The organism is Affinibrenneria salicis (assembly GCF_008710095.1).
Window position 1 is genome coordinate 13,919 of sequence record NZ_VYKJ01000022.1, and the last position, 19,571, is coordinate 33,489.

18 protein-coding genes are annotated in these 19,571 nt (G+C 52.1%); 14 read left to right on the top strand and 4 right to left on the bottom strand.

Going from position 1 to position 19,571, the window contains the following annotated elements; genetic code table 11:
- Positions 1 to 2 precede the first annotated feature (2 nt).
- The 10 genes from atpB (at position 3) to glmS (ending at position 10,292) form a co-directional block, all read left to right on the top strand.
- Complete coding sequence (atpB, locus tag FJU30_RS25145; protein ID WP_150437700.1) at positions 3 to 824, top strand: F0F1 ATP synthase subunit A; 822 nt, start codon at positions 3 to 5, stop codon at positions 822 to 824.
- Between the two features lie 49 nt (positions 825 to 873).
- A complete protein-coding gene (gene atpE, locus FJU30_RS25150; protein ID WP_004093904.1) occupies positions 874 to 1,113 on the top strand; it encodes a F0F1 ATP synthase subunit C in 240 nt (79 codons plus the stop codon).
- Between the two features lie 62 nt (positions 1,114 to 1,175).
- A complete protein-coding gene (gene atpF / locus FJU30_RS25155; RefSeq protein ID WP_150437701.1) occupies positions 1,176 to 1,646 on the top strand; it encodes a F0F1 ATP synthase subunit B in 471 nt (156 codons plus the stop codon).
- Positions 1,647 to 1,660: 14 nt separating this feature from the next.
- Entirely contained in the window at positions 1,661 to 2,194 is a 534-nt protein-coding gene (gene atpH / locus FJU30_RS25160; protein WP_150437702.1) for a F0F1 ATP synthase subunit delta, read from the top strand.
- A 12-nt stretch (positions 2,195 to 2,206) separates the two neighbouring features.
- Entirely contained in the window at positions 2,207 to 3,748 is a 1,542-nt protein-coding gene (gene atpA, locus FJU30_RS25165; protein ID WP_150437703.1) for a F0F1 ATP synthase subunit alpha, read from the top strand.
- Between the two features lie 53 nt (positions 3,749 to 3,801).
- Positions 3,802 to 4,665 (top strand): F0F1 ATP synthase subunit gamma, encoded by an 864-nt coding sequence (gene atpG / locus FJU30_RS25170; RefSeq protein WP_150437704.1) that lies wholly within the window; start codon positions 3,802 to 3,804, stop codon positions 4,663 to 4,665.
- Positions 4,666 to 4,712: 47 nt separating this feature from the next.
- Complete coding sequence (gene atpD, locus FJU30_RS25175; RefSeq protein WP_150437705.1) at positions 4,713 to 6,095, top strand: F0F1 ATP synthase subunit beta; 1,383 nt, start codon at positions 4,713 to 4,715, stop codon at positions 6,093 to 6,095.
- A gap of 29 nt (positions 6,096 to 6,124) precedes the next feature.
- Positions 6,125 to 6,538, top strand: a complete 414-nt coding sequence (locus FJU30_RS25180) for a F0F1 ATP synthase subunit epsilon (RefSeq protein WP_191091692.1) — start codon at positions 6,125 to 6,127, stop codon at positions 6,536 to 6,538.
- A 364-nt stretch (positions 6,539 to 6,902) separates the two neighbouring features.
- A complete protein-coding gene (gene glmU, locus FJU30_RS25185; protein WP_150437707.1) occupies positions 6,903 to 8,273 on the top strand; it encodes a bifunctional UDP-N-acetylglucosamine diphosphorylase/glucosamine-1-phosphate N-acetyltransferase GlmU in 1,371 nt (456 codons plus the stop codon).
- A gap of 189 nt (positions 8,274 to 8,462) precedes the next feature.
- Positions 8,463 to 10,292, top strand: a complete 1,830-nt coding sequence (gene glmS / locus FJU30_RS25190; protein WP_150437708.1) for a glutamine--fructose-6-phosphate transaminase (isomerizing) — start codon at positions 8,463 to 8,465, stop codon at positions 10,290 to 10,292.
- A 227-nt stretch (positions 10,293 to 10,519) separates the two neighbouring features.
- Here the strand turns inward: glmS and FJU30_RS25195 are convergent, their stop codons facing one another.
- Genes FJU30_RS25195 through FJU30_RS25210 form a run of 4 tightly spaced genes read right to left on the bottom strand, consistent with a single transcriptional unit; the run spans position 10,520 to position 14,235 of the window.
- Positions 10,520 to 11,254, bottom strand: a complete 735-nt coding sequence (locus FJU30_RS25195) for a 2-oxo acid dehydrogenase subunit E2 (RefSeq protein WP_150437709.1) — start codon at positions 11,252 to 11,254, stop codon at positions 10,520 to 10,522.
- On the bottom strand, positions 11,232 to 11,471 hold the full coding sequence (locus tag FJU30_RS25200; RefSeq protein WP_150437710.1) for a phosphopantetheine-binding protein: 240 nt from the start codon (positions 11,469 to 11,471) through the stop codon (positions 11,232 to 11,234). Before FJU30_RS25200 ends, FJU30_RS25195 begins: the two co-directional genes overlap by 23 nt.
- A 2-nt stretch (positions 11,472 to 11,473) precedes the next feature.
- Complete coding sequence (locus FJU30_RS25205) at positions 11,474 to 13,225, bottom strand: HAD-IIIC family phosphatase (protein ID WP_150437711.1); 1,752 nt, start codon at positions 13,223 to 13,225, stop codon at positions 11,474 to 11,476.
- Positions 13,222 to 14,235 (bottom strand): beta-ketoacyl-[acyl-carrier-protein] synthase family protein, encoded by a 1,014-nt coding sequence (locus FJU30_RS25210; protein ID WP_150437712.1) that lies wholly within the window; start codon positions 14,233 to 14,235, stop codon positions 13,222 to 13,224. Before FJU30_RS25210 ends, FJU30_RS25205 begins: the two co-directional genes overlap by 4 nt.
- Before the next feature lie 613 nt (positions 14,236 to 14,848).
- Between FJU30_RS25210 and FJU30_RS25215 the strand changes: the two genes are divergently transcribed.
- The 4 genes from FJU30_RS25215 to pstA all read left to right on the top strand — a co-directional run bounded on the left by FJU30_RS25215 (position 14,849) and on the right by pstA (position 19,529).
- Positions 14,849 to 16,276 (top strand): DUF4026 domain-containing protein, encoded by a 1,428-nt coding sequence (locus tag FJU30_RS25215; RefSeq protein ID WP_150437713.1) that lies wholly within the window; start codon positions 14,849 to 14,851, stop codon positions 16,274 to 16,276.
- A gap of 231 nt (positions 16,277 to 16,507) precedes the next feature.
- Positions 16,508 to 17,548: a phosphate ABC transporter substrate-binding protein PstS gene (gene pstS / locus FJU30_RS25220; RefSeq protein WP_150437714.1), complete on the top strand. Its 1,041-nt coding sequence runs from the start codon at positions 16,508 to 16,510 to the stop codon at positions 17,546 to 17,548.
- Between the two features lie 137 nt (positions 17,549 to 17,685).
- Positions 17,686 to 18,642, top strand: coding sequence for a phosphate ABC transporter permease PstC (gene pstC, locus FJU30_RS25225; protein WP_150437715.1), 957 nt, complete (start codon positions 17,686 to 17,688; stop codon positions 18,640 to 18,642).
- A complete protein-coding gene (gene pstA, locus FJU30_RS25230) occupies positions 18,642 to 19,529 on the top strand; it encodes a phosphate ABC transporter permease PstA (protein ID WP_150437716.1) in 888 nt (295 codons plus the stop codon). Before pstC ends, pstA begins: the two co-directional genes overlap by 1 nt.
- Positions 19,530 to 19,571: the final 42 nt, after the last annotated feature.

Sequence of the window (19,571 nt, forward strand, 5' to 3'; positions counted from 1 at the left end):
TCATGTCTGCATCAGGAGAAAATGGGACTGCAAGGGATTACATAGGTCACCACCTGAAGAACCTTCAGCTGGACCTGCGTACTTTCCAGTTAGTTGACCCTCACTCTTCAACGGCCACCTTCTGGACTCTGAATATCGACTCGTTGTTTTTCTCAGTCCTTCTCGGGTTGGTTTTTCTGTTCATATTCAGAAGAGTGGCTTCCGCCGCAACCAGCGGCGTTCCGGGTAAACTCCAGACCGTCGTTGAACTAATCATCGGTTTTGTCGATAACAGCGTACGTGATATGTATCACGGCAAAAGCAAGCTGATTGCTCCGCTGGCGTTGACGGTGTTCGTCTGGGTTTTTCTGATGAACCTGATGGATTTGTTGCCGATCGATCTATTGCCGTTCATTGGTGAGCACGTTCTTGGTTTGCCGGCGCTGCGCGTTGTGCCGACCGCGGATGTCAGCATCACGCTGTCGATGGCGATTGGCGTCTTCATTTTAATTCTGTTTTACAGCATCAAGATGAAAGGAGTAGGGGGTTTTGTTAAGGAGCTGACCCTGCAGCCGTTTAATCATCCGGTCTTTATTCCGATTAACCTGATTCTGGAAGGTGTTAGCCTGCTGTCCAAACCGGTTTCGCTGGGTTTGCGACTGTTCGGCAACATGTATGCGGGTGAGTTGATCTTCATCCTGATTGCTGGTCTGCTGCCGTGGTGGTCTCAGTGGCTGTTAAATGTGCCGTGGGCCATTTTCCATATTCTGATTATCACGCTGCAGGCATTTATTTTCATGGTTCTGACGGTTGTTTATCTTTCGATGGCATCTGAAGAGCATTGATTTTCTTACAACATAACTACGTTTTAACTGAAATAAACTGGAGACTGTCATGGAAAACCTGAGTATGGATCTGCTGTACATGGCTGCCGCTGTAATGATGGGCCTGGCGGCAATCGGTGCTGCGATCGGTATCGGCATCCTGGGTGGTAAGTTCCTGGAAGGCGCAGCGCGTCAGCCTGACCTGATCCCTCTGCTGCGTACACAGTTCTTTATCGTTATGGGCCTGGTTGACGCCATCCCGATGATCGCTGTTGGTCTGGGTCTGTATGTGATGTTTGCTGTCGCCTGACCCGGCAAGTTGTTTGTCAGGCAAAACATCCGATTTTTTAACTTTGAAAGAGGCATTGTGCTGTGAATCTTAACGCAACAATCCTCGGCCAGGCCATCGCCTTTGTTCTGTTTGTCTTGTTCTGCATGAAGTACGTATGGCCGCCGATCATGGCCGCCATTGAGAAGCGTCAGAAAGAAATTGCTGACGGTTTGTCTTCCGCTGAACGCGCCAAAAAAGATCTGAACTTAGCGCAGGCCAATGCGACCGACCAACTGAAGAAAGCCAAAGCCGACGCTCAGGTTATTATTGAACAGGCGAACAAACGCCGTGCTCAGATCCTGGACGAAGCCAAAGCGGAAGCGGAAGCGGAACGTGACAAGATTGTGGCGCAAGCGCAGGCTGAAATAGAAGCCGAACGTAAACGTGCGCGTGAAGAGTTGCGTAAGCAAGTCGCCATGCTGGCTATCGCCGGTGCCGAGAAAATTATTGAACGTTCCGTGGATGAAGCTGCTAACAGCGACATCGTTGATAAACTGGTCGCTGAACTGTAAGGAGGGAGGGGCTGATGTCTGAATTTGTCACGGTAGCTCGCCCCTACGCCAAAGCAGCTTTTGACTTTGCTGTTGAACACAAGTCGGTTGAGCGCTGGCAGCAGATGCTGGCGTTTGTTGCCGAAGTCACGCGTAATGAACAGGTTTCTGAACTGCTGTCCGGCGCGATTGCTCCGGATGTGCTGTCCGAGACGTTCATTGCCGTTTGTGGTGATCAACTTGATGAAGCCGGCCAGAACCTGATTAAGGTAATGGCGGAAAATGGACGTTTGCAGGTGCTTCCTGAAGTGCTGGAACAGTTTGTTCAGCTTCGGGCTACGCTGGAATCGACCGTTGACGTTGATGTGGTTTCCGCCGCGGCGTTGAATGAAACGCAGCTGGCGAAGATTACAACGGCAATGGAACAACGTCTGTCACGCAAAGTTAAGCTGAATTGCAAAATTGATAAGTCTGTTCTGGCCGGCGTGGTTATCCGCGCGGGCGATATGGTGATAGATGGCAGCATTCGCGGTCGTCTGGAGCGCCTGGCAGACGTCTTGCAGTCTTAAGGGGACTGGAGCATGCAACTGAATTCCACCGAAATCAGCGAACTGATCAAGCAGCGCATTGCTCAGTTCAATGTCGTGAGCGAGGCTCACAACGAAGGTACTATCGTTTCCGTCAGTGACGGGATCATTCGCGTTCACGGTCTGGCCGATGTTATGCAGGGGGAGATGATTTCCCTGCCCGGCAACCGTTATGCCATTGCACTGAACCTGGAGCGCGACTCCGTAGGTGCGGTTGTGATGGGTCCTTACGCCGACCTGGCGGAAGGGATGAAAGTAAAATGTACCGGCCGTATTCTGGAAGTGCCGGTCGGTCGCGGCCTGTTAGGGCGTGTAGTTAACACGCTGGGCGCGCCGATTGACGGTAAAGGTCCGTTGGAGCACGATGGTTTCTCCGCGGTTGAAGCGATTGCGCCGGGCGTTATCGAACGTCAGTCGGTCGATCAGCCGGTACAAACCGGTTATAAATCCGTCGACGCCATGATTCCTATCGGTCGTGGTCAGCGTGAATTGATCATCGGCGACCGTCAGACCGGTAAAACCGCGCTGGCTATCGATGCCATCATCAATCAGCGAGATTCCGGCGTTAAATGTATTTATGTGGCTATCGGCCAGAAAGCGTCCACCATCTCTAACGTGGTGCGTAAACTGGAAGAACACGGCGCGCTGGATAACACCATCGTTGTGGTGGCTACCGCCTCTGAATCCGCCGCTCTGCAGTATCTGGCGCCGTATGCCGGTTGCGCAATGGGTGAATACTTCCGCGATCGCGGCGAAGATGCGCTGATTATTTACGATGACCTGTCCAAGCAGGCGGTCGCTTATCGTCAGATTTCTCTGCTGCTCCGTCGTCCGCCAGGTCGTGAAGCCTATCCGGGGGACGTTTTCTATCTTCACTCCCGTCTGCTGGAACGTGCCGCGCGCGTGAACGCCGAGTACGTTGAAGACTTTACTAAGGGTGAAGTGAAGGGCCAAACCGGTTCGCTGACGGCGTTGCCGATCATTGAAACGCAAGCGGGCGACGTTTCCGCGTTCGTTCCGACCAACGTTATTTCCATTACCGATGGTCAGATCTTCCTGGAATCGAACCTGTTCAACGCCGGTATTCGTCCTGCGGTTAACCCGGGGATTTCCGTATCCCGCGTGGGCGGCGCCGCGCAGACTAAGATCATGAAGAAGCTGTCCGGCGGTATCCGTACCGCGCTGGCGCAGTATCGTGAACTGGCTGCGTTTTCTCAGTTCGCTTCCGATCTGGATGACGCAACGCGTAAGCAGTTGAGTCACGGTCAGAAGGTAACCGAACTGCTGAAACAGAAACAGTATGCGCCATTATCCGTGTCTCAGCAGTCTCTGGTGCTGTTTGCAGCAGAGCGCGGCTACCTGGAAGATGTCGAAATGTCTAAAATCGGCGGCTTCGAAGCGGCTCTGCTGGCTTATGCGGATCGCGAACACGGCGAACTTCTGCAACAAATCGACCAGACTGGCGCTTATAACGATGAGATCGAGGGCAAGCTGAAAGGCATCCTCGATACCTTTAAGGCAACTCAGTCCTGGTAACGCCCGGCAGCCTGCCGTTGCGGCAGGCTGCAAGGCTTTGAGGAGAAGCAAAGATGGCCGGCGCAAAAGAAATACGTAGTAAGATCGCAAGCGTCCAAAATACGCAGAAGATCACTAAAGCGATGGAAATGGTCGCCGCCTCCAAAATGCGTAAATCGCAGGAACGTATGGCGGCCAGCCGTCCTTATGCAGAGACCATGCGCAACGTGATCGGTCACCTTGCGCTGGGTAATCTGGAATATAAACATCCGTACCTGGAAGAGCGTGACGTTAAGCGCGTTGGGTATCTGGTGGTGTCTACTGACCGTGGCCTGTGCGGTGGTCTGAACATTAACCTGTTCAAGAAGCTGCTGGGCGATATGAAAGAATGGCATGAAAAGGGCGTGGAGAGCGATCTGGCTCTGATCGGCTCGAAAGGCGTTTCTTTCTTCGCTTCCGTAGGCGCCAATGTTGTTGCCCAGGTCACGGGCATGGGCGATAACCCGAGCTTATCCGAACTGATCGGCCCGGTTAAAGTCATGCTGCAGGCCTATGACGAAGGACGGCTGGATAAGCTGTATATCGTCTGCAACAAGTTCATCAACACCATGTCTCAGGAACCTCAGATTCTTCAGCTATTGCCTCTGCCGCCTTCGGACGACAGCGAACTGAAGAAAAAATCCTGGGATTATCTGTATGAACCCGATCCTAAGTCGCTGCTGGATACACTGCTGCGTCGCTATGTGGAATCGCAGGTTTATCAGGGCGTCGTAGAAAACCTGGCCAGTGAGCAGGCCGCGCGAATGGTGGCGATGAAAGCCGCTACCGACAACGGCGGCAGCCTGATTAAAGAACTGCAGTTGGTGTACAACAAAGCGCGTCAGGCCAGCATTACCCAGGAGCTTACCGAGATCGTCTCGGGCGCTTCCGCGGTTTAAACCAGGTTTACGAATTACGTATTGACGAATTACGTAGAGGATTCAAGATGGCTACTGGAAAGATTATCCAGGTAATCGGCGCTGTGGTGGACGTCGAGTTCCCGCAAGATGCAGTACCCAATGTGTACGCAGCGCTTGAGGTTAAAAACGGGGCTGAGACGCTGGTGCTGGAAGTGCAGCAGCAGTTAGGCGGCGGCGTCGTTCGTTGTATCGCAATGGGCTCCTCTGACGGTCTTCGCCGTGGTTTAACGGTGAATGACCTTGGACACCCGATCGAAGTACCGGTAGGTAAGGCAACGCTGGGTCGTATCATGAACGTACTGGGTCATCCGGTCGACATGAAAGGCGATATCGGCGAAGAAGAGCGTTGGGCGATTCACCGCGCGGCGCCAAGCTATGAAGAACTGTCCAACTCGCAGGAACTGCTGGAAACGGGTATCAAGGTTATCGACCTGATGTGTCCGTTCGCCAAAGGCGGTAAAGTCGGCCTGTTCGGCGGCGCCGGCGTAGGTAAAACCGTAAACATGATGGAGCTGATCCGTAACATCGCGATCGAACACTCCGGTTACTCCGTGTTTGCGGGCGTGGGCGAACGTACCCGTGAAGGTAACGACTTCTACCACGAAATGACCGAATCCAACGTTCTCGACAAAGTATCCCTTGTCTACGGTCAGATGAACGAGCCGCCGGGCAACCGTCTGCGCGTGGCGCTGACCGGGCTGACCATGGCGGAAAAATTCCGTGATGAAGGCCGCGACGTACTGCTGTTTGTCGATAACATCTATCGTTATACCCTGGCCGGTACGGAAGTTTCCGCGCTGCTGGGTCGTATGCCTTCCGCGGTTGGTTATCAGCCGACGCTGGCGGAAGAAATGGGTGTGCTGCAGGAACGTATTACCTCCACGAAGACCGGGTCAATCACCTCCGTACAGGCCGTTTACGTGCCTGCGGATGACTTGACCGACCCGTCTCCGGCAACCACCTTTGCCCACCTGGACGCTACCGTGGTGCTGAGCCGTCAGATCGCCTCTCTGGGGATCTACCCTGCGGTTGACCCGCTGGATTCCACCAGCCGTCAGCTGGACCCGCTGGTTGTGGGTCAGGAGCACTACGACGTGGCGCGCGGCGTGCAGTCCATTCTGCAGCGTTATCAGGAACTGAAAGATATCATCGCGATTCTGGGTATGGACGAGCTGTCGGAAGAAGATAAGCTGGTGGTATCCCGTGCGCGTAAGATCCAGCGCTTCCTGTCTCAGCCGTTCTTTGTGGCGGAAGTCTTCACCGGTTCTCCGGGTAAATACGTTTCCCTGAAAGATACGATCCGCGGCTTTAAAGGGATTATGGACGGGGAGTACGACCACCTGCCGGAACAGGCGTTCTACATGGTTGGTTCCATTGACGAAGCAGTGGAAAAAGCCAAAAAACTGTAACGCCGTAACAGGAGGGTGATATGGCTGCTATGACTTACCATCTGGATGTCGTTAGTGCGGAACATGAAATGTTCTCCGGTCTGGTGCAGAAAATCCAGGTGACCGGGAGCGAAGGCGAACTGGGGATTTACCCTGGCCATGCGCCGTTGCTCACTGCCATTAAGCCTGGCATGGTGCGTATTGTTAAACAGCACGGTGAAGAAGAGTATATCTACCTGTCTGGCGGCGTCCTTGAGGTGCAGCCAAATGCGGTTACCGTTCTGGCCGATACAGCCATCCGTGGGCAGGATCTCGATGAAGCGCGTGCGCTGGAGGCTAAACGTAAGGCCGAAGAGCACATTAACAATTCGCATGGCGATGTGGATTACGCTCAGGCATCGGCCGAGCTGTCCAAAGCCATTGCCAAGCTGCGCGTTATTGAGCTGACCAAAAAAGCGATGTAACAGATTGATCTGTAAAAGGCCAGTCAGGTTAACCTGACTGGCCTTTTTTATTCCTCCGTTGCGCATTCGCCTGTATCCTGCGTTCTCCTCTGCCTTCACGGCGGGCTATTCTATGTTCGATCGCCATAAATTGCGCCGTCCGGCCAAAACCGCGGCTGCAGAGCGTCTTTCTTGCCGGATTTTCGGAAAAAACTGTCTCGGTCGCCGGTAACTTTAGGTAAACTTCTCTGATTGCTCTTGTACCCGACGGCGGCACGCGCCGGGCGGGTTGTTGTTAAAAACAGCCTGTAATGCCGGCGGAGCCCGGGGTTACTTCTGTCCAGACCACTGTGGTGGTCGATCACCAGTTTTTGTCAGGATGCTTATGTCAAACAGCGCAATGAGTGTGGTCATCCTTGCCGCCGGTAAGGGAACCCGCATGTATTCCGATCTTCCCAAAGTTCTTCATCCGCTGGCGGGTAAACCAATGGTGCAGCATGTTATCAATGCGGCGATGCATACCGGCGCGCGGCAGGTTCATCTGGTCTACGGCCACGGCGGAGAACGGCTGAAACAGGTCCTGACCGATCCGGCGCTGAACTGGGTTCTGCAGGCCGAACAGCTGGGAACCGGCCATGCCATGCAGCAGGCGGCGGCGTGGTTTAATGACGATGAAGATATCCTGATGTTATACGGCGATGTGCCGCTGATATCCGTCGCGACGCTGCAGCGCCTGCGCGCGGCTAAACCGCAGGGCGGGATTGGGCTGCTGACGGTCACGCTGGACGATCCCTCCGGCTATGGGCGTATTGTGCGTGAAAACGGCGCGGTAACCGGTATTGTCGAACATAAGGACGCCAGCGATGAACAGCGCCTGATCAGTGAGATCAACACCGGTATTTTGGTGGCCGGCGGTCGGGATCTGAAACGCTGGCTGGCTCAGTTAACCAACGATAACGCGCAGGGCGAGTACTACGTTACCGATATTATCGCTATGGCGGCGCAGGAAGGCCACAGCGTGCAGACGGTACAGCCTGAAAGGTTGAGTGAGGTCGAAGGCATTAACAACCGACTGCAGCTGGCCGCGCTGGAGCGCGTATGCCAGCAGGATCAGGCGAAAAAATTGCTGTTGGCCGGCGTGACCCTGCTCGATCCCGCCCGCTTCGATTTGCGCGGCGAGCTGATCCATGGCCGCGATGTCGTGCTGGATGCCAATGTGATCATTGAAGGCAAGGTTGAACTTGGCGATCGGGTAAGAATTGGCGCCGGCTGCGTGATAAAGAACAGCGTTATTGGAGACGACTGCGAAATAAGCCCATACTCTGTAGTGGAAGACGCCGTTCTGGAGCAGAAGTGCACCATCGGGCCTTTCGCCCGGTTGCGGCCCGGCGCGGAGCTGGCCGAGGGGGCTCACGTCGGCAACTTTGTCGAGATGAAGAAGGCGCGCCTGGGTAAGGGGTCGAAAGCCGGTCATTTAACCTATCTGGGCGACGCGGAGATTGGCGCCGGGGTGAATATCGGCGCGGGAACGATTACCTGCAACTATGACGGCGCCAATAAGCATAAAACCATTATTGGCGATGATGTGTTCGTCGGTTCCGACACGCAACTGGTGGCGCCGGTAAGCGTGGCCAGCGGCGCCACCATCGGCGCCGGCACCACCGTTACCCGCGATATCGCGCAGAATGAGCTGGTGCTCAGCCGGGTACCGCAGACCCATATTCAGGGCTGGTCGCGCCCGGTGAAGAAAAAATAGCGATCGCGGCCTCCGGCCCGCCGTGGCGGAGGCGATTTTGGTCAGGGTTCTCGCCGCCGAGAACCCTGACCAAAACATAATAATCCCCCACTCTCTACAAGGCTCGGGGGAACCCGGTAAAAAACCGGCGCAATCAGGTCTAAGACATCCATGGTGACACAATATGTCACTCGTATAGGAATCTAACCAATGTGTGGAATTGTAGGCGCAGTAGCGCAACGTGATATCGCAGAGATCCTGCTGGAAGGGTTACGTCGGCTGGAATACCGGGGATACGACTCAGCAGGTCTGGCGGTGGTTGATAATCAAGGTCATGTTACCCGCTTACGCCGTTTAGGTAAGGTTCAGGTGCTGGCTCAGGCGCTGGAAACGCAGCCGCTGTCCGGCGGCACCGGTATTGCTCATACCCGCTGGGCGACGCATGGCGAACCGTCTGAAGAGAACGCTCATCCGCATGTTTCCGGCCATATCTATGTGGTGCACAACGGCATCATCGAAAACTATGAGCCGCTGCGCGAGCTGTTGATTGAGCGCGGCTACCGTTTCGTTTCCGAGACGGATACCGAAGTGATTGCTCACCTCGTCAACTGGGAGCAGAAACAGGGCGGGACGCTGCTGGAAGTTGTGCAGCGCGCTATTCCTCAGTTGCGCGGCGCTTATGGCACGGTCATCATGGACGGCCGCGAGCCCGACGTGCTGGTCGCCGCCCGTTCGGGCAGCCCGATGGTGATCGGCCGCGGCGTGGGGGAAAACTTCATCGCTTCCGATCAGCTGGCGTTGTTGCCGGTGACCCGCCGCTTTATCTTCCTGCAGGAAGGCGATATCGCCGAAGTGACTCGCCGTACGGTTAAGATCTTCGACAAACAGGGCAACGCGGCAGCGCGGGAAGAAATCGAGTCCCAGGTGCTGTATGACGCCGGCGATAAGGGCGCTTACCGCCATTACATGCAGAAAGAGATCTACGAACAGCCGCAGGCGATTAAAAATACGCTGGAAGGGCGTTTCAGCCACGGCAAAGTGGATCTGTCAGAACTGGGGCCGGAAGCCGATAAATTGCTGTCGCAGGCGCAGCATATTCAGGTTATCGCCTGCGGAACATCCTATAACGCCGGTATGGTCGCCCGTTACTGGTTTGAAGCGCTGGCCGGCATTCCCTGCGATGTTGAGATCGCTTCCGAATTCCGCTATCGCAAACCGGCGGTGCGCCAGAACAGCCTGATGATTACCCTGTCGCAGTCGGGGGAAACCGCCGATACGCTGGCGGCGCTGCGTTTGTCCAAAGAACTGGGGTATTTAGGCTCGCTGGCGATCTGTAACGTGGCCGGTTCTTCTCTGGTGCGCGAATCCGATCTCTCTTTGATGACCAAAGCCGGGGTTGAGATCGGCGTGGCTTCCACCAAGGCATTCACCACACAACTGACCATTCTGCTGATGCTGGTGGCGAAGATTGGTCGTCTGCGCGGCATGAACGAACAGATCGAGCATAATATTGTGCATGCTCTACAGGCGCTGCCGGCGCGCATCGAGCAAATGCTGTCGCAGGATAAGCTGATTGAAGCGCTGGCCGAAGGTTTTTCCGATAAGCACCACGCGCTGTTCCTCGGCCGCGGCGATCAGTACCCGATCGCGATGGAAGGTGCGCTGAAGCTGAAGGAGATTTCGTATATTCATGCGGAAGCTTACGCGGCGGGTGAATTGAAACACGGTCCGCTGGCGCTAATCGACGCCGATATGCCGGTGGTGGTGGTGGCGCCCAATAATGAGCTGCTGGAAAAACTGAAGTCTAATATCGAGGAAGTGCGCGCGCGCGGCGGCGAGCTATACGTGTTTGCCGATCGGGACGCCGGTTTTAGCGACAGCGACAGTATGAAAATCATTCCTTTGCCGCACGTAGAAGAAGAAATTGCGCCGATTTTCTATACCGTGCCGCTGCAGCTGTTGTCCTACCATGTCGCGCTGATTAAGGGGACGGATGTCGATCAGCCGCGCAATTTGGCTAAATCGGTTACCGTCGAGTAATCTGGTCGGGCGAAAATCCAGCGGTACGATAGCTATCTTATCGTGCCGCCGGGTTCGTAGCCTTGGTTTACGTCCGTCCGGCGCTGGATTTTTCCAGACCGGTACGGTTAACCCCGCTGTCCCTGCCCGTTAAATCGTTTCGCATAATCGCGCTCACTTGCAGGACATGACATCCCACCAGTACAGGCCTCGCTTGATGAGACGTGGAGCTCAATGTGCGAAGTTATTTATCGACCGCCTTCCTGTAGATATTCGCTGAGGTAATTTTTTATTCGGTTTAAAAACAGCGAAGCGGACATGCCGTCTAATACCCGATGGTCAAAGACCATTACCAGATTCGCCACATAGTGAGTGGCTTCCGTTGGCTGGGATTCGCGTTTTTTCAGGTTGCCCAGCGTAAATGTGAACGTTGATCCTGATATCGGCACGCAAAAAAACTGGCTGCGTTCGCCAAACGAGGTGACGGTAAAGCTGCCCATCATAGCGGCCTGTTTGCGGGTAAAAAACAGCAGTAGCTTACTCAGATAAATGGATAAAAATAGCGGTAGCCGATGTATCAGGCGGGTTAACGCATATCTTTTATCATTGGCGACATCGCTACGTTTAATTTCATCCAGCTCATGGTGTATCTGATCAAGGCTTTTCTGGTCGGTGTCCTTTATGATACAGGAATAAACGCCGTTAACGCCATTTAGCTGCTTCTCTACGGTTATTCTCGCGCTGATATCATCCAGCGCCAGCAATCTATCTCTGGTGCCAAATTTTATCTGTACATTCAGATCGCTGCATTTCTGCATAGCGCGACTGATGGCCTTAACCAGCGCAGCAGTTAAATTGACCTTATTTTCACCCTGCTTTGTTATCGCGATTTCCGTGACGAGGGTAACCCCCGGCACGTTTTTAGCTAATTCTAAAAATACAAGCGTTTGCTTTCGCTCTTTAGCTATTCTTTTCAACTTCATTATTTACAACCTTACAGAGATCGCGAAGATTGGTGCATTGCAGTATTTTTTCAATATCCATATCGATATTTTTTTCGCTTTCAAAGGCCATAATCATGTATACAAAAGTTAGCGAGTCCCATTCATCCAGGTTTGCTAAGTCAATATCGGCATGCTCTGGTTTTAGCTGCATACCGCTCCTGCTGTTAATAAAATCGATAAATTCCTGAATGTCCATGGTTATCCCTCACAGGTTAAAGTGATGAAGTTGCTTTTTCTTTTTAGAAGTTCAAGGTCCAGTGCACTGCAAAAAAAGGTATTTTCTCCGGCCTTATCGAAACCGCAGTCAGTATAGAACGTAGCGAAACGTTCATTCTTTTTGGTTGGAATGTACAGCGCTTCGGTTTCTTTAATCTCGTTTTTATGACATAAATGAGCAATAGCCTTCATGATGGCATACTCGACCTGGCGGCCAAAAACCCGACAGCTGAGGATTACATTGAGAATTTTACATTTATGACCGCTAAGATTAAGGAAGGCGCAGCCCACGATACCGTAGTTGCCCACTTTATCGTCGCATTCAAATATCAGAATGTTATTACCCTCCTCCTGCAAAAACGCGTCGATCTCGTTTACCAGCATACGTCTGGTCGTCATATTGAACTGATTGGTCCTCAGCGTCATCTCCGATACCCGATCGAGCGTGGAAGTATCGACCGGCCTGGCGCGCAAACTGAGCTGCAGGCTATTCAGAAAGTCATCATAGCTGTTCGCATTGTTTTTTATTTCATCCCTGATTTTGTTTTGTGAATAGGTGATGTTGCGAATACGGTCACTCTGCGTAATGGTTTCTTTGATGAAAAAGTCTTCACAGATAAACGCATTGAGACGGCTGTTTATATCACCGGAAAAGTTAAATGTGGTTATTTCAGGTAAGCTATTTTTTACTTCGGCACATTCATATTCGGAATCATCAACAAAAACAATATGCTCGGGAGAAATATTAAGATCGCTGGCAATTCTGCTAATGTTATCGCTTTTCTTCTCCCAGTTAGCCATCACTTTAGAGAAATGATGCAGGCCGATATGCAATTCATCTTTGCGGGCGCGGAATACTTCCTGCACATCCTGCTCGTCATTTTTACTGCAGATGGCCAGGATCACGCCCTGATCGTGTAATCGAGCCAGATATTCCTGATATCTCAGGAAGGCCGCGCCATCCTTACCGCCGCTGATGACCACCCGATCGATTCCGTCATCGGCAAGCGTGCCGCGCCAGAGGGTGTTATCAAGATCGGTGACGACGCATTTTAACGCTTTGCCCGCTATCAGACGCACATCGTCGCAGATGCTTTTTGCGATGTAATCCAGCATATTGATATCCGCGAGAATATCGATGGCGTTACTTTTTTTGCTGTTTATCGCATTGTTGCTGATGCTGCGGTCAATATCGATGACGGAAACGCTATCGTATTGCTGCGCAAAATCCGCGATGAAGTCATTCAGTTCCGCTATCGCCTCATTCACCTGCCGTCTGCTATCCCGTGAAATGAATTGTTTCAACAGATCTTCGCTGATATTAACGGTGTTAATCAAGGTATGCGACTGGCACTGATCGATGGAAAAATGCATCAGCAGCGTGATTTTTTCACGCAACTGGCGAATATTTGATTTTATATCCGCGAGCGGCAGAATGATGTCGTGACTATTTTTAACAAAAAAATCATCGATAATGAAGGCATGAACGTCAGCCCGATATTTTTTTATTTCTTCTTTATTTTCCATAATATGGAAGAAATAATCACTGTATGAACATTCATAGAAATCAGCAAAAAAATTTATTTTATTTAAGTTGTAATTGAGTAATCCATATATCGCTTCATGATTATAATTGCTAAAAACGGCGATATTAATGCTGCTTTTACCTTCGGGGGATAGCTTTCTTGACTGGATGAGTTTATCTAACGGCGTAACTTTCATGGCGGGTCTCACAACTTAATCATGTTAATTCCGGATGACAACCAGCGTGACGATTCAATTGAAATAAGCGTCCCGCTCTGTCCGGAAAATGAAATGTCGGAAAATTCTTTTAGCTGATAATAAAGAGCAGCATTGGCGCAGTTACCAATATCGCTGACCATGGTAAAGATATTTTTTTCGTTCCATCCCATTTTGTTGCAAATTTTTTCCACCATGATGCCAGACAGTTGGGGAGGCATAAACCAGTCAGGATTTTTATTTAATTTTTCGGTGAGAATATTCATGGTGTCCTGGGTTAACACCGGCACCATTTTCTCGATCAGTTTATACTCTTCTTGTAGCATCGGTTGATAATCAATGTTAGTTCTGGTGCCTTTCCAGTTGGCCAACTGTCCGGGTTTTTCATTCAGCCCCAGGTATTTGTAGTAAACATCTTTAATTTGAACGCTGGCCCCGTCGCGTTCATCCGATACGATGCATCCTCCGACTCCGTCGCCAAACAGCGTGTAGTTTACCAGCTCCTTCATGCTTTTCTTGTTGCTGTTATCGTCGTCGAGATCCCAGAATTTAAAGGAGGATTCTACGCCGACCACCAGCCCGTTGTGCAGATCGTTATCAGGACATGAGATTAAATCATGGGCCAGTTTTATCGCCTGTACCGCGCCCGAGCAGCCGGCCAGTATCTGATAGGTTTCAATGTTGCCGAGCTCGAGCTTAAAGCAGGCCTCATTCAGGCTGGTCGGCAGCAGGTAGTCGGGGGTGGCGGTCGACACGACGATAAAGTCGATACTGCTCTTGCACATACTGCTCTTTTGCAATAATGCTTTTATCACGATGTCGATCAGGTCGGATGCCGTACAGGTTACTTTTCCGGTATGGATGTTAGTTGAAAAGTGTCTCCCTTTATTTCCGAACAGTTTATATATTAACTCCGGTTTGAAACCGATTTTTTCGCCAAGTTCTTCATTGGTTATACTTGGCCCGGGAAGATAGGTTTCGACTGCTTTTATATAAATGCTCATAGTTACATCCGCTATTTATTGATTGTCTATTTATGACGCAATACTGAAGTTTACATACTATTAAATCTGCTTAATTAAATAGTGATCGTTTTCATTACCCTGAGATTTATTAGGGGTGATATTATTTTTAATTAAAAAATATTGCTATGTTAAGCGTAGCCATAGAAATACATGAGCGATATATTTATTTAATATAAAACATCCGTGATTTGATTTTTTTATTATATAACTAAGCGGTTTTTCTTAGTCGCAACATTATAAAACAATGCGTGGGGTGTAAATTAACTTATTGGTAAGTTGGTTAACCTAAATATTGTGCTTTTAGCGAGTTAATTATAAGTCAGATATAGAGCAACCGTTATTTATTATATGACTAATTTTTCAGGAGCGTTAAAATTACGCTTTGCCGGTTATGGCGGTTTTCCGAGCCTGAAACCGATGAACTATTCATGATCAGGCGGCCTTTACCGGCGTGGAACCATCATTCTGCAGCCGTTTTATGCCCGCGTTGCGCGAGGTAGGCGCGGATTCGGATAGTTAGACTATTTCCCGTTAAAATATAAACTGTTATTCTGAAATAATTAGCCTTATTCATCAATAGAAACGGTTAGCTATGGATAATAAACAGCAGTATCTGGATATCGCCGCCGGCGAGGGCAAGAGAGAACCTTCCATGATGGTGGCCTTTTCCGCCCGGGAAGTGAGCTATCCTCTACTGGAACAACGTTTGCAGGAACAAACGTTTTTTACGCAGGGCGAAGTTGATTATCTATCCGATGACAAACCGGGATTCACTTATACCTGCCGGCATGGCGAGGATGAGCTCTGTTTCGTCATCGCCTTGCTGGATCGCGATCCCGGCGAAGAGATTAAGCCATATTTTTCTACCGATCCGCTGTCGCCGGAATTACTGGCCCGGGTGAATGCGACCGGGCAGGATATTGTGGTGGAGTGCGTTTTTCAGCAGCACCCGTTGGTTAGCTACTGTTATCAACTGCGTTTGCTGCAGATTCTGGCGCCGGACCTGCTGCTGGGGATTGATATTTCCGCCGCGGGCAAGGGGTTTACGCGCGAGTGGCTGAACTTTATGCTGGCGGACGATGTGCTGCCCGATATCGATACGCTTTATACCATCCATGCGATTTACGATGCGAAAAACGATCCGCCAACCTCATTCTGGTTTCATACCCATGGTCTGGCGCGCTGCGGCCTGACCGAGGCCGAACTGGTGATTCCCGATGCGCTGAGCTCCTGGTACGGGATTCCCAATCTGTTGTGCAGCTTTGTGAATAACAGTATCGAACAGCAGCGTATTACCTTTAATGAACCGATATTGTGCGGGCAAACCGACAGCGGCTACGAGTATCTGGTGGCGCTCCCCTATGAGGAAGGGCTACGCCACGTTAATCAGTCGACGCCGCTCGATCAGCTGCGCCCGCTCGAAGAGATGCGTTTCGATCTGGACGGCGTGGCTGAAAATCAGTTCACGGGCGATCGGGCCGATCGCGATGAAAACCACCGACACCCCGCCAGTATGTTGTTCCGTACCAATGAGGAACATCCGGTGCTGGAAACGTTCTTTAAAGGATATGAAGACCAGAATGCGATCATGTTTCTGCGCACCAACCGGGAAACCGGTCAGATGGCGCATCGCGCTCAATCCCGCTGGCACTATTTCACCCGTATGTTTGAGAACTATGGCGTTTCGACTAAGACCGGGAAGCCCGGTTTTTTTTCCCGCCTGCTGAAAAAAGCGCCGGCGGAAGAGAAACGCGAATGGGGTTTTATGGTGAAGTGCGGCATCCCGCACGGCGAACAAGGCGAAGAGCGGGAGCACATGTGGTTTATTTTAGAAAACATGCAGGGAGACACGTTCAACGGCCGACTGATTAACCAGCCTTTTTATGTGAAGTCGATGAAGGATGGGGGCGTCTATTCGCTCGAACCATCGCTGATTACCGACTGGACCATCTATTATCAGGACAACAGCTATACGCCGAATACCATCTATCAGCTGTTCAGTGGGGAGCTGGTGCACTAAACTGACGTCAATGGCGTTCAGTGCGCAGAACGACGTCGTGCGAAGCTGCGCCGTCAGTCCCGGGGCGATCGACCAGCAGGTCTGCGCCCCGGTTAATTTTCGCTCCGTCATAAAACTGTCATATTACGTACATATTACTGTCACCGTTCTGTCCTATTTTTCTCCTGCAAGCATGACTATTCTGATTAAAAGCGACTCTGGGTCGAATTTTAATATCCCACAGGAGGGATTATGAAACTGATGCGTACCACTTTAGCCAGTATCGTTGCAGCAGGCGTTTCACTGACTACGATTTCCGCATTTGCTGCAACTAACCTGACCGGCGCGGGCGCAACGTTCCCCGCTCCGGTTTATGCCAAGTGGGCAGATTCCTATCAGAAAGAAACCGGAACCAAAGTGAACTATCAGGGCATTGGTTCTTCCGGCGGCGTGAAACAAATTATTGCCAATACCGTTGATTTTGGCGCATCGGATGCTCCGCTGTCCGACGATAAGCTGGCTCAGGATGGTCTGTTCCAGTTCCCGACCGTGATCGGCGGCGTAGTGCTGGCCGTTAATATTCCCGGCATTAAATCCGGCGATCTGACCCTGGACGGTAAAACGCTGGGCGATATCTACCTGGGTACGGTGAAAAAATGGAACGATCCGGCGATTGCTAAGCTGAACCCGAATGCGAAGCTGCCCGATCAGGATATCGCCGTCGTGCGCCGCGCTGATGGCTCCGGCACCTCCTTCGTCTTTACCAGCTACCTGGCTAAAGTCAATGCTCAGTGGAAAGAGAAAGTGGGTTCCGGTTCTACCGTTAACTGGCCGACCGGTCTGGGCGGTAAAGGGAACGACGGCGTAGCCGCCTTTGTTCAGCGTCTGCCTGGCTCCATCGGTTATGTGGAGTATGCCTACGCGAAACAAAATAATCTGGCCTACACTAAACTCGTTTCTGCCGATGGTCAGGCGGTCAGCCCGACCGGCAGCAGCTTCAGTAACGCCGCGAAAGGCATAGACTGGAGCAAGTCGTTTGCGCAGGATCTGACCAACCAGAAGGGCAGCGATGCCTGGCCGATCACGTCAACCACCTTCATTCTGGTGCACAACAAGCAGAGCCGTCCGGAACAGGGTGCTGAAGTGCTGAAATTCTTTGACTGGGCGTATAAAGAAGGCGGCAAGCAAGCCACCGATCTGGATTATGCTACTCTGCCTGATTCTGTGGTTGAACAGGTACGCGCGGCCTGGAAAACGCAGATTAAAGATGCTAGCGGTAAGGCGCTGTACTGATAGTATTGTTATACCTCGTCACCCCGGGCCGTTCCTCTGTTATCAGAGGCGCGGCCTGGGGCAAGATAACTCCTCTTTTTTTACGCGCAACGAAAGAGACGGGTTATCAAACCTAACTGAATAAAGCAGAGTATCGTATGGCTGAATACAAGCCGGTTATCAAATCTCCGGGTAAATATGGTGATGTTATTTTTGCCTTGTTGGTCAGACTGGCGGCGTTAATCACCCTGTTACTGCTTGGCGGCATTATCCTGTCTCTCCTCGTAGCATCCTGGCCAAGTATCGAAAAATTCGGCTTCGCATTTCTATGGACCAAAGAGTGGAACGCGCCCGCTGAGCAATTTGGCGCGCTGGTGCCTATCTACGGCACTGTAGTGACCTCGTTAATTGCGCTGATTATCGCGGTGCCGGTGAGTTTCGGCATCGCTCTGTTTCTTACCGAACTGGCGCCTGGCTGGCTGAAACGTCCATTAGGCGTGGCGATCGAGCTGCTGGCTGCGATCCCCAGTATCGTTTACGGCATGTGGGGCCTGTTTGTGTTTGCCCCGCTGTTTGCCCGCTACTTCCAGCAGCCGGTCGGCGATGTGCTGTCGTCCATTCCCTTCGTCGGCGCGCTGTTTTCCGGCCCGGCGTTCGGCATCGGCATTCTGGCCGCCGGCGTGATCCTCGCCATCATGATTATTCCTTACATCGCCGCCGTAATGCGCGATGTGTTCGAACAGACTCCGGTGATGATGAAAGAGTCGGCTTACGGCATCGGCTGCACCACCTGGGAGGTCATCTGGCACATCGTTCTGCCCTATACCAAAAACGGCGTGATTGGCGGCGTGATGCTCGGACTGGGGCGCGCGCTGGGAGAAACCATGGCGGTGACCTTTATTATCGGCAACACCTACCAGTTGAGCTCTTCGCTATTTATGCCCGGCAACAGTATTACTTCGGCGCTGGCCAACGAGTTCGCCGAGGCGGAATCCGGTCTGCATACCGCCGCCCTGATGGAGCTGGGGCTTATCCTGTTTATCATCACCTTTATTGTGCTGGCGTGTTCGAAAATCATGATTATGCGTCTGGCGAAAAATGAGGGAACGCGCTAATGGCAACTCTGGGAATTGCAAATGAGGACGCCGCACTGGCTCAGTCCCGGCGCAAGATGCAGGCTAAACGCCGTCTGATCAACCGTATCGCGCTGTGCCTTTCCATGACCACCATGGTCTTTGGCCTGTTCTGGCTGGTCTGGATCCTGTTCGCCACCATCACCAAAGGTTTTGACGGGATGTCTCTGGCGCTGTTCACCGAAATGACGCCGCCGCCGAATACCGCCGGCGGCGGGCTGGCCAACGCCATTGTCGGCAGCGGCTTGCTGATCCTGTGGGCGACGATTTTCGGCACGCCGCTGGGCATTATGGCCGGCATCTATCTGGCCGAGTACGGACGTAAATCATGGATCGCCGAAGTCATCCGTTTTATTAACGATATTCTGTTGTCCGCGCCGTCGATCGTGGTCGGCCTGTTCGTGTACACGCTGGTGGTGGCGCAAATGCAGCAATTTTCCGGCTGGGCCGGGGTTATCGCGCTGGCGCTGCTGCAGGTGCCTATCGTTATCCGCACCACGGAAAACATGCTGAAACTGGTGCCGGACAGCCTGCGGGAAGCGGCCTACGCGTTAGGCACGCCCAAATGGAAGATGATCTCCGCCATCACGCTGAAAGCGTCGATATCCGGCATCATCACCGGCGTCTTGCTGGCCGTAGCGCGTATTGCCGGGGAAACCGCTCCGCTGCTGTTTACCTCGCTGTCGAATCAGTTCTGGAATACCGATCTGATGCACCCGATAGCCAACCTGCCGGTCACCATCTTCAAGTTCGCCATGAGCCCGTTCGTTGAATGGCAGCAACTGGCCTGGGCTGGCGTGCTGCTGATTACCCTGTGCGTACTGTTATTAAATATCCTGGCGCGGGTTATTTTCGCCAGAAAGAGTTAACCCATTTTTAGGTGTTGCCTGCGGCGCGCCAGTAAAAGAGAG

Bases quoted from the DNA above. Each gene is read 5' to 3' on its own strand.
- atpB (WP_150437700.1), top strand. From the start codon at position 3: ATGTCTGCATCAGGAGAAAATGGGACTGCAAGGGATTACATAGGTCAC.
- atpE (WP_004093904.1), top strand. From the start codon at position 874: ATGGAAAACCTGAGTATGGATCTGCTGTACATGGCTGCCGCTGTAATG.
- atpH (WP_150437702.1), top strand. From the start codon at position 1,661: ATGTCTGAATTTGTCACGGTAGCTCGCCCCTACGCCAAAGCAGCTTTT.
- atpA (WP_150437703.1), top strand. From the start codon at position 2,207: ATGCAACTGAATTCCACCGAAATCAGCGAACTGATCAAGCAGCGCATT.
- atpG (WP_150437704.1), top strand. From the start codon at position 3,802: ATGGCCGGCGCAAAAGAAATACGTAGTAAGATCGCAAGCGTCCAAAAT.
- atpD (WP_150437705.1), top strand. From the start codon at position 4,713: ATGGCTACTGGAAAGATTATCCAGGTAATCGGCGCTGTGGTGGACGTC.
- FJU30_RS25180 (WP_191091692.1), top strand. From the start codon at position 6,125: ATGACTTACCATCTGGATGTCGTTAGTGCGGAACATGAAATGTTCTCC.
- glmU (WP_150437707.1), top strand. From the start codon at position 6,903: ATGTCAAACAGCGCAATGAGTGTGGTCATCCTTGCCGCCGGTAAGGGA.
- glmS (WP_150437708.1), top strand. From the start codon at position 8,463: ATGTGTGGAATTGTAGGCGCAGTAGCGCAACGTGATATCGCAGAGATC.
- FJU30_RS25195 (WP_150437709.1), bottom strand. From the start codon at position 11,254: ATGAAGTTGAAAAGAATAGCTAAAGAGCGAAAGCAAACGCTTGTATTT.
- FJU30_RS25200 (WP_150437710.1), bottom strand. From the start codon at position 11,471: ATGGACATTCAGGAATTTATCGATTTTATTAACAGCAGGAGCGGTATG.
- FJU30_RS25210 (WP_150437712.1), bottom strand. From the start codon at position 14,235: ATGAGCATTTATATAAAAGCAGTCGAAACCTATCTTCCCGGGCCAAGT.
- FJU30_RS25215 (WP_150437713.1), top strand. From the start codon at position 14,849: ATGGATAATAAACAGCAGTATCTGGATATCGCCGCCGGCGAGGGCAAG.
- pstS (WP_150437714.1), top strand. From the start codon at position 16,508: ATGAAACTGATGCGTACCACTTTAGCCAGTATCGTTGCAGCAGGCGTT.
- pstC (WP_150437715.1), top strand. From the start codon at position 17,686: ATGGCTGAATACAAGCCGGTTATCAAATCTCCGGGTAAATATGGTGAT.
- pstA (WP_150437716.1), top strand. From the start codon at position 18,642: ATGGCAACTCTGGGAATTGCAAATGAGGACGCCGCACTGGCTCAGTCC.